The sequence below is a fragment of the Brevibacillus porteri genome, from assembly GCF_003013475.1.
Lineage (GTDB): Bacteria > Bacillota > Bacilli > Brevibacillales > Brevibacillaceae > Brevibacillus > Brevibacillus porteri.
Genome location: NZ_PXZO01000088.1, coordinates 1 through 3837 on the forward strand (window position 1 = coordinate 1; position 3837 = coordinate 3837).

Consider the following 3837-nt stretch of genomic DNA (forward strand, 5'->3'; position numbering starts at 1 on the left):
CCACCACCACCGGAGGTTACGTCATTTTCGGCAGTAACAAGCACATGCTCGCCAACTACTTGGTTCCGTTTAATCTCGAAAGCAATTGGCTTGCTGTTTATTACATAACCAGTAGGAGCCTTCGTCTCGACAAACTCGTACTTGCCAGGATTTAGGCCTTCGACTAGAAGTTCACCGTTTGCATCAGTTGTCAGCTTTGTCAGCTCTTGAGCGTTCTTGTCTTTGGTTACCTGACCATTTTCATCACGGAGCGTAAATTCAGCTCCTGTGAGCTTATGATTTGGGTATCCCTTTCTTATTTTGGTCAGTTTCACAGATCCTGGGATCAATCTGTTGGTCAACGTGAGAGCTGTCGTGCCTTCATCTGTTACTTCGAATTTCAGTGGTTCAGCAAGCTCATAACCAGCAAGCGCTTTTGTTTCCACGAGCTGGTAGAATCCTGCTTTCAGGTTCTCGAGGAGAAGGATACCGTCCTTATCCGTTGTGAGTCCACTTTGCAGTACTTTCCCGTCAGCATCTTGAAGCTCAAAGGTTACGCCAGGAAGTGGCTCTTTGGTGTAGTGGTCCACTTTCAGCAATTGAACGGACCCGATATTTTTGGTGTTCTTTTTTGTAAGGGTCACAATTTCTGTCTGGTTGGAGGCGATTTTGAATGAAATAGGAGTCGCATCCAGCTTGTATCCCTTCGGAGCTTTCGTTTCGACTAACTGATAGTTTCCTTCTGCCAGATCGCCTTTGGAGACTTTTCCGTCAGAGCCGGTTGTCAGCTCAGCGATTGTTTCGTATGCTCCGCCCTTTTCAACCTGTAGATTGAAGACAGCGCCTTCCAGTGCTTTGCCAGCATTCTCCGCGTCAACTTTGGTTAACTCAAATCCTTGACGGAGCAGCTTGTTGTCGATGGTTATTTCGATTATAACTGGAACAGCTGGGTCAGCACCTGCAGGAGCTTTTAACGTAATGTCTTTTCCATTTCTGTACTCGTCTGCGATGACGTAGCCAACAGGAGCGGATAGTTCTTTTAGCTTGTACGCTTTAAATTTGTAGCCTTTGAAGGTGGCCATGCCATTTTCATCGGTCACGACTGTTTCCAGCAAGGTTTTCCCTGCCTTGTCGTACAGACCGAACGTGGCGCCTGCTAATGCTTTTTTCGTATCTGCGTCTGTTTTGACGATTTTCAAGTCGCCTTTACCAGGTGTGCTGGCTCCGCCACCAGCACCGGACAAGCTGACTTTGACACCTTCTTGTCCGTCTTTCCCTTTACCTACAACTGTTTTCCCTGCAAAAGAGGCCTCGTTTTTGATGATCTCTCCATGGTCAGCATTGATAAAGGAACGGTACTCCAGGATGTAGGCAGTGTGCAGATCGTTTTTGAAGGTCAGTTTAAAGGTATTGCCGACTACTTCTAATTTGTAGTCCTCGGAGGCCATTTCTTTTCCGATAGTCAAAGCACCGGATTCAGAGACGGTTGTCGTAAAGAGTTTGAAGGAGTCTTTCATCAGAAGTTGATTGCTGGACAGGGTATCCGTCAATACAGCACCTGCCGAAATATGAGACTGGCTCGGATTGATTCTTACTGTCCATGTTGCATACTCTGAATCTGCTCCTGTACCTTGTACGCCTGTTTTGAGGACGTACTGCCCACCGTATGTCGGTCTGACGGTCGTCTTGCCTTTATAGAGTGGAGTGCCTGTTATGTCACTATCGTGCATAGTGGCATTGTTTTCGTACACTTCTCCGACAGGCAGATTAGCCAAACTGGTTTTGTACGTGATGCGATAGGCCGAGTCGATGGGACCGAGATGAAGCTCGAAGCCGTTGGTCAGTTCGTCAAATTTGGTGGCGACAACTGGACCCTCGACCACTTTTACACCATCTGCTCCACCTGTGAGCAGCAACTTATGGATGGTTAACGAGTCCTTCACAAAAGTTTGTTCTCCGGTATAAAAATCGCGGATGATCGCGTTGTTAATCTTGTGAAGGTTGTAGTTCACATCGATTGTCCACGTGATTTCTTTTGTGCGGGCGTCGTATGTACCCGTTTTGTTTCCGTTATTGTTGGTGTAGTTGTCTGGTTTAACAGTAGCGGATTTCGTGATAGGGTCTTGTGCTTTCCCGTTTTCCTTCCAATTCAGTTCAGCCTTGTTTTTGTACACGGATGGACGGTCCTTGGAAGTAGGATCGAACTTCGTCAGGTACGTAATGACTAGACCTTTTGTGACTGGTTTGTGGAAGGTGATCTTGAATCCTTCTTCGTACGTTGAGTTCGGAGAGATGCTGTAGTCTTTGTCAGGCCCTTCTTCCAAATCCTTTGTCCAATCGTTGATCTTTACTTTGTCAGGAAGAAGAGTCAGCCCTTGCCCCGCATAACTGTCGGTAATGACGACTTCATCCATCACCTGATTGTCGTCGTTTAGACTAAGCGTCCATTCGATTGTCTTATCCAGGTAGTTCACTTTTTCTTTTTTGGCGTTTTTCCAGAAGATTGCTTGATTGATCTCTCTGGATGCATCTTTTTTGGTTCCATCATAGATCTCTACTTCATTTTTCACGAGGTAGCTGTCTTGGTGGACCCGATTTTTGGCTTTGGTTTGGTAGGTGATTTCGTAAGCAGCCGACACGTCATGGTCAAACTGCAAGCGGAAGCCAGTAGGCGAAGGGGTTACGTTGTACTCAGTGATGGCAGCCCCGTCTTTTGTTCCGTTTCCGTTGTCACCGATGGTCATTTTATGAACGGTAAAGGAACCACTCACGAGCTCTTGATGACTCGTATCGAATCGATCCTCGAGCCATGCATCGCTTTGCGTGATCAGTTTTTCATTGTAGTTGTACTGAATAGCCCAGGTGATCGTTTGTTTGTTGTAATCGTAGTGAATCGCCTTTTTGTTCAAAGGCTGGCTGAATCGGACAGAGACATTCGCGGAATCGATTAAATCCTTTGGGAGGTTCGTTCCTGTGACAGTGGCTTTATTCGTGTAGGTTGTATCTGTCGTACCGGTGACGTTGGTCTTGTACGCGACGCGATAAGCACCGTCGATGTCGCCAAAGTTAATTTTGAACCCATTTCCTTCTGTTAATTTCTCAGGAGTGAAGGTGGTTACCTCAGCCTTTGGATTAACAGAGCCATTCAACTGAACTTCCAATGGGAAGACCTTAATCGAGCTCATGTCGATATCCAGACCGCTTGGAAGCTCATCCGTAAAGATAGCGCCTTTTATCGGATTTTCACTTTGGTTAAAATCGACGGTCCAGTCGAGATAGCTAGGATTCATGCCCTTGTTTGCTTTCCCGTTCTTGTCGATTTCATTGTTGTTTTTGCCTTTGAAATGGACAGAGATCGGAGCGATGCCATCGAATTTGAAATCGATCTCCTGTCTCGTGCCACCTTCAAACTTTTTCTCATCGAATTCCCGCCACACATAGAAGGTTCCGTCATTGATCTCTGCGCCGTCATTGATGGCATCACTGAAAATGAAGGTGACGGTGCCGTCTGTTGTCACTTCATAGGTGCCGTAGCCTCCGTTCAGATCTCCGGTCAAATTGCGATCGGTCCGAAACTTATCTGGGAGAGGGAAGGTAAAGGTGGCACCTTCTGAGTAAGGATGTCCAGCAGGGATTTGCCAAGTGAAATCAACTTGAACACGCGAGCCCTGATCCGGGCGGATGTCTTCTATGTTGTTTCCGTCCTTGTCCTTCATGACTACGCTGGTGATGATGCTGTCTTTGATGATGTTGGCGTCGGGGTCGGGTTCTGGGAGAGGAACGGGAACTGGTTCAGGTACTGGTACAGGAGTCCCTGTGCCTGGATTAGTTGGAGTCCCCGTGCCCGGATCGGTAGGA

General features: G+C 47.1%; 1 protein-coding gene. It reads right to left on the reverse strand.

From position 1 onward, the window contains the following. Positions 1-3837, reverse strand: a 3837-nt coding sequence (locus tag C7R92_RS31760) for a collagen binding domain-containing protein (RefSeq protein ID WP_106836880.1), incomplete at both ends; no start/stop codon positions are given.